Source organism: Lacinutrix cladophorae, from assembly GCF_053604645.1.
Genome location: NZ_JBSHNR010000086.1, coordinates 259,701 through 266,451, shown reverse-complemented (window position 1 = coordinate 266,451; position 6,751 = coordinate 259,701). Strand labels below are relative to the sequence as shown.

The window sequence follows — 6,751 nt, the reverse complement described above, 5'->3', positions numbered from 1 at the left end:
CGATTGGAATGCTGCAAACATACTTGCACTACAATCTTGTGGTACAGATAGCTGTGATGCAGATGCGGTCTTTGATGTAACTTCGGATTATGCTTTCACGAACCTTGCTTCCACTTGTGGTGCTGGTGGTACTATTACTGTAATCTATACGGTATCGGATGATTGTGATAACGAAACTACACTGACTGCAACACTTACTCTTGAAGATTCTATCGGTCCAGACCTTACTGCTTGTACGGTTGTAGATGAAACCATAGAATGTAACGGTACAAATAATGAAACCATTGCTAACGATTGGAATGCTGCAAACATACTTGCACTACAATCTTGTGGTACAGATAGCTGTGATGCAGATGCTGTATTTGATGTAACTTCCGATTATGCTTTCACGAACCTTGCTTCCACTTGTGGTGCTGGTGGTACTATTACTGTAATCTATACGGTATCGGATGATTGTGATAATGAAACAACGCTTACTGCGACACTTACTCTTGAAGATTCTATCGGTCCAGACCTAACGGCTTGTACTGTAGTAGATGAAACTATAGAATGTAATGGAACAGATAATGAAACCATTGCTAACGATTGGAATGCTGCAAACATACTTGCACTACAATCTTGTGGTACAGATAGCTGTGATACAGATGCTGTTTTTGATGTAACTTCCGATTATGCTTTTACAAACCTAGTTACTACTTGTGGGCTTGGTGGTACAATAACGGTTGTATATACCGTAGCTGATGATTGTGGTAATGAAACCAATCTTACGGCTATTCTTACTCTTGAAGATACTATCGGTCCTGACCTTTCGGTTTGTAGCGATGTAACGGATGAAAATGTAGAATGTACTGCAGATGATAATCAAACAATTGCGGATGCTTGGAATGCTGCTAATATAGCTGCTCTTGAATCTTGTGGTACGGATAGCTGTGATGCAGATGGCGTATTTACTGTAACTTCTGATTATGACTTTAATAACTTAAACGTAGTATGTGGACCTTGTGGAACACTTCCTGTAACCTATACTGTTGCGGATGATTGTGGTAACGAGTCTACGATTACTGTTACTCTTAGCTTCGGTGATGCTACCGGACCAGACTTAACAAGCTGTGATGTTACTGATGAAACTATTGAATGTGACGGAGATCTTAATGAAACCATTGCTAACGATTGGAATGCTGCTAACATTGCGGAACTTCAAGCCTGTGCTGATGATATTAATGTAACGATTACTTCGGATTATGTGTTCACTAATCTAGTAACTACTTGTGGTGCTGGGGGAACTATTCTAGTAACATATACCGCTACAGATGATTGTTTAAATACTTCTTCAGTAACTGCAACACTTACCCTTGAAGATTCTATCGGTCCTGACCTTACTGCTTGTACGGTTGTAGATGAAACCATAGAATGTAATGGTACAGATAATGAAACCATTGCTAACGATTGGAATGCTGCTAATATATTAGCACTTCAATCTTGTGGTACAGATAGCTGTGATACAGACGCTGTTTTTGATGTAAATTCTGATTATGCTTTTACTAACCTTGCTTCTACTTGTGGAGCTGGTGGTACTATATTAGTTACCTATACCGTAGCAGATGATTGTGGAAATGAAACCATACTTACTGCAACGCTTACTCTAGAAGATTCTATTGGTCCCGACTTAACAGCTTGTACGGTTGTAGATGAAACTATAGAATGTAATGGAACAGATAATGAAACCATTGCTAACGATTGGAATGCTGCTAACATATTAGCACTGCAATCTTGTGGTACAGATAGCTGTGATACAGATGCTGTATTTGATGTAAATTCTGATTATGTATTCACAAACCTTGTAGCTTCTTGTGGTCTTACTGGTTCTATAGAAGTTACTTATGTTGTAAAAGACGATTGTGGTAATGCTACAACACTTACTGCTGCACTTACTATAGTAGATAATACAGCTCCAGATGCAACTAATTGTGTAACCGATCAAACATTAGATTGTGATGGAGAAAATAATGAAGCAATTGCAGACCAGTGGAATGCAGACAACATTGCAGCTCTTGAAGCGTGTGTTACCGATGGTTGTGATTTAGACTTTACGGGTCAAATAACTTCAGATTATGACTTTACTAATTTATCTTCTGCTCCAGGATTAGGCGGTATGCTTGATGTAGAATATATAATTACAGATGATTGTGGTAATGAAACAGAAGTTTATGCTATGTTAACACTACAAAACAATTCTGTTAGTGCAAACAACATAAGTTTATGTAATACGGATGAATTAGAAGCACAAGTTTATGACTTATTTGATTTATTAAATGGTTACTATGATGATGGTGGTACCTGGGAAATTATTTCTGGTGATACTGAAATTATTGATGGGCATTATTTCGATCCATTAAGCATAACTCTTGATGGAGAAAATGTTGGTGTAACTATTGAATTTAGTTATACGGAAAATAATTCGGCTTGCCCTACATACGTTGAAGCTTCTATTGAAGTCCATAATAGATGTTTTGTTTTAAACTGTGGTGAAGATGATGTAGAAATATCGAATGCCGTTACTCCTAATGGAGATCAATACAACGAGTTCTTTGAGGTAACTGGTATAGAACTTTGTAATTACGTTGTAGATGTAAAAATATTTAACCGTTGGGGAGCTTTAATTTATGAATCCCATAATTATCAAAACAATTGGGCTGGAACAGCACATAACAACTCTGTTGGAGGATCGAATACAGTTCCTGATGGTACATATTATTACATAGTGACATTAAAAGAAAGTGGAATTGATCCTATAAATGGATATATCTACGTAGGAACCAAATAATAAAATATTAACCTATGAAACTTATAAAAAACTATATTGTTGCATTTGCGTTATTAAGCTGTACAGTTGGGTTATCTCAACAGTTGCCGCAGTTTACACAATACATGTATAATACAATATCAATTAATCCAGCTTATGCTGGAAGTAGAGAAACGCTAAGTGTTGTTGGTCTGCATAGAAGTCAATGGGTTGGCTTTAAAGGAGGGCCTATTACACAAACACTTTCTGCACATACACCGCTTAGAAATGAAAAAATTGGTGTTGGTTTATCTTTAATAAATGATAAATTAGGTTACCAAGATTTCTCCTATATATATGGCGATTTTTCATATACTATTAATACTGGAGAAAAAACAAAATTAGCTTTTGGTTTAAAAGCTGGTTTTACACAATATAGCCTTAGTGCAACATTAAGAGGTAATGAACCTGACGATCCATCTATTTATGGTGTTGAAGACAGATGGAGCCCAAATATTGGTGTTGGTTTATTTTGGCATACACAAAAATGGTATTTAGGATTATCTGCTCCAAGAATTTTAAATACAGATTATAATAAAGAAGGAAACTCAAGCGGAGTACAATATGAAGCTTTAGAACGAATTAGTTATTATTTCACTGGAGGTTATGTGTTTAATTTAAGTGATAATACAAAATTCAAACCAGCTGCTTTAATTAAAGCTACCAATGGAGCTCCTTTATCTTATGACCTTACTGCAAACTTTTTGTTTCATGAAAAACTTTGGTTAGGTGCTTCATATAGAATTAATAATTATACTTCAGCTATTGGAGGATTAGCAGATTTTCAAATTTCAAAAGAAATAAGAATTGGTTATACTTACGAATATCCTATATCTGATATAAATGCATATACTGGAGGTACTCACGAAATCTTATTAATGTTCGAAGTATTCAAAGTAAAACGTATTAAATCACCGAGATATTTCTAAATAGATATTCAGATAAATCAACATAAATTTGTTACATGTTAATTTATTTCTGACAGTTAAAATGAAAAAGATATACAGATGAAAACAAAAGTTATATTAATACTATTAGTTCTTTGCAATACCATGCTTTTCGCACAAGTAAAAGTTGCAGATAACTTTTTTAGAGACTATGCGTATATAAAAGCAAGTGAACTATATGAAGCTGCTGTAAAAAAAGGAGATAGTAGTGAACATGTTTTAACAAGAATAGGAGATTGTTATTACAATAATTCTAATTCTGAAAAAGCCGCAATGTGGTATGGAAAAGCGGTTAATAAATACAAGAATATTAACCCTGAATTTATTTATAAATATATACAATCTTTAAGAAGTTTAGGTAAATATGAAGATGCTAATACCTGGATAACTAAATTCAAAGAATTACAAACAAGTGATAAAAGAGCCGAAGATTTTGAAATCATGGATCTCGCAAAATACCAAGAATTATCTTCTACCGAAGGAAAATATGTTGAGTTTTCTCCTTTAGCGATAAATACTGAATATTCCGAGTTTGGTGGTTATCTTCATGAAGATACTTTTTATTATGCCTCTACTAAAGTATCTGGAGAAGGAGGTTCTGGAAAAATTTACAAATGGAATGAAGAACCATATTTAGATATTTTTTCAGGAACAATTAATAATGAAAAAGAAGATGCAAGTATTGAAGATATAAAAGCGCTTACCAATGAGATAAATTCCGAATTCCATGAAGCGACAGTTGCAATTACCAATGATGGTAAAACAATGTACTTTACTAGAGATAATATCAATAATCGTAAAAAGATTTCTTATGATGATGAAGGCACCTCATATTTAAAAATATACAAAGCTACTAAATCGGGAGATTCATGGAGTAATGTTGTTGCACTTCCAATTAATGATAAAATATACTCTACAGGTCACCCTGCTCTAAGTGCAGATAACAAAATATTATATTTCGTTTCCGATCGTGAAGGTGGTTATGGAGGAACCGATATATATAGTGTAGAAATTAGAGGCGATAATGGTTATGGTAAACCTGAAAATTTAGGTGAAAAAATTAATACTCCTGGTAGAGAAATGTTTCCTTATGTTGCTAAAGACAGTACCTTTTACTTTTCATCAGATGGACATATAAGTTTAGGTTTATTAGATATTTTTAAATCTAATTTAATTAAAGCTAAAGTTAAAGACTCTATAAAAGAGCCTGAAAACATGGGAGCTCCTTTTAATAGTAGATTTGATGATTTTGCTTTCTTTATTGATTCTGACAAAGAAACCGGTTTTCTATCTTCTAACAGAGAAGAAGGAAGTGGTAGCGATGATATATATCAATTTGGTTCTTTCCAATGTAAACAAGTAATCAAGGGTGTTGTAAGAGATGAAATAACCTCTTTACCAATTCCTGAAGCAAAAGTGAAACTTTTAGACGAAACTGGAAAAGAACTTGAAGAAATAATTTCTGATGAAAATGGAGCATATGAATTTGAAGTCGATTGTGAAAAAAAATATACTTTAATTGGTAGTAAATTAGATTATAGAGAAGATATACAGGAAGTGGAAACAACTGATGTTCCGGAAGAGGAACAAGTACAAGATTTATTATTAACACCTTTTATTGTGAATAATGAAATTGTAATTAACCCTATTTTCTTCGATTACGATAAATCTAACATCAGACCAGATGCTGCTTATGAGTTAGAGAATATTGTAACTGTAATGAAAAATCATCCGAAAATGCATATTAAAATTGAAGCGCACACCGATAGTCGTGGTCGTGATGCTTACAATGAAAAACTATCTGACAAAAGAGCAAAATCAACAAGAGATTATATTATTTCTAGAGGAATTACTTCTAATAGAATTGATAGTGCAATTGGTTATGGAGAGTATCAATTACTTAATGAATGTGCTAATGGTGTAAAGTGTTCTGAAGAGAAACACCAAGAAAACCGAAGATCAAAATTCATTATTACCAACGAATATTAAATATAGTATAAGGTGTTATTTTATATTTTTTTATAAAATGGTCCTAACAACATCATATACTAAAAAAAGCCACTCTAAAAGAGTGGCTTTTCATTTATTTGACAATCTCATTAAATAGAAACGATAATCTATTACATCGCTCCTAATTAGGTTAGATTCGATTTATATTAAAAGGACAATAATCAATTTAAACTTTAATATAACCTTTATCTAAACAGAGCAAAGATTACAATCAATAATAAAAAACTAGCATTAAATATAAATGTACTTGTATAGATAAAAAAAAAACCACTCTTAAATAGAGTGGTTATAATCTATATTAAAAAAGTAAAGTTTATTTTTTTACAAATATATTAGTAAAATACCAATACCCATTTTCATCTTGTTCTGCAGAGATATCAAAATGTGTATAATCTCCTTCTATAGCTCCTCTATGGCTTTCACTATTAATCCAAGCGTTCACCACAGAAGCAGGACTACTATAACCATAAGCTACATTTTCTGAAACTCTATTTGCACCAGCATATTCTCTTAAAAATGCACTTCTTTGCGAAAAGTTATCATGAGAAATATTGCTAGTTTCTACCATATAATCTGTATGAACATAGGCTTGAGATTTAATTAAGTCTAATCCTTCGAGAACACTTAGGCCTTGGTCTATTCTATAATCATTAATAAGTTCTAGAATTTTAATTTCAATAACTTTGGTTGCGGGAACAACATATTCGCTATTTACATCATTTACTTCATGATCATTATTTTCTGTTGAACACGAAAAAGTGGTAAACAAAATAATTAATGCCATAAGCCATAGAGTAGGTTTTTTCATGGTTAGGTTTCTTTAGATTTGGGATGATAAATATACAAACCAAGTCTAAAAAAAATGTTAACAAAATGTTAAAATCGATAAAACACATGCATTTCATCGATTTTTAATACACATAATCGACGAAATGTAATTAAATCACATGAA

4 protein-coding genes are annotated in these 6,751 nt (G+C 32.8%); 3 read left to right on the top strand and 1 reads right to left on the bottom strand.

What is annotated here, in order from left to right; genetic code table 11:
- The 3 genes from ACVC3Y_RS04675 to ACVC3Y_RS04665 form a co-directional block, all read left to right on the top strand.
- The coding region (locus tag ACVC3Y_RS04675; RefSeq protein WP_452226249.1) for a gliding motility-associated C-terminal domain-containing protein at positions 1–2,824 on the top strand (2,824 nt) is incomplete at its 5' end.
- 14 nt (positions 2,825–2,838) lie between these two features.
- A complete protein-coding gene (locus ACVC3Y_RS04670; RefSeq protein WP_303424666.1) occupies positions 2,839–3,771 on the top strand; it encodes a PorP/SprF family type IX secretion system membrane protein in 933 nt (310 codons plus the stop codon).
- Between the two features lie 78 nt (positions 3,772–3,849).
- Entirely contained in the window at positions 3,850–5,778 is a 1,929-nt protein-coding gene (locus ACVC3Y_RS04665) for an OmpA family protein (protein WP_303424664.1), read from the top strand.
- A gap of 334 nt (positions 5,779–6,112) precedes the next feature.
- Here the strand turns inward: ACVC3Y_RS04665 and ACVC3Y_RS04660 are convergent, their stop codons facing one another.
- Positions 6,113–6,607 carry a CAP domain-containing protein gene (locus ACVC3Y_RS04660; RefSeq protein WP_452226248.1) on the bottom strand — a complete coding sequence of 165 codons (495 nt, stop codon included), beginning with the start codon at positions 6,605–6,607 and terminating at the stop codon, positions 6,113–6,115.
- Positions 6,608–6,751 lie beyond the last annotated feature (144 nt).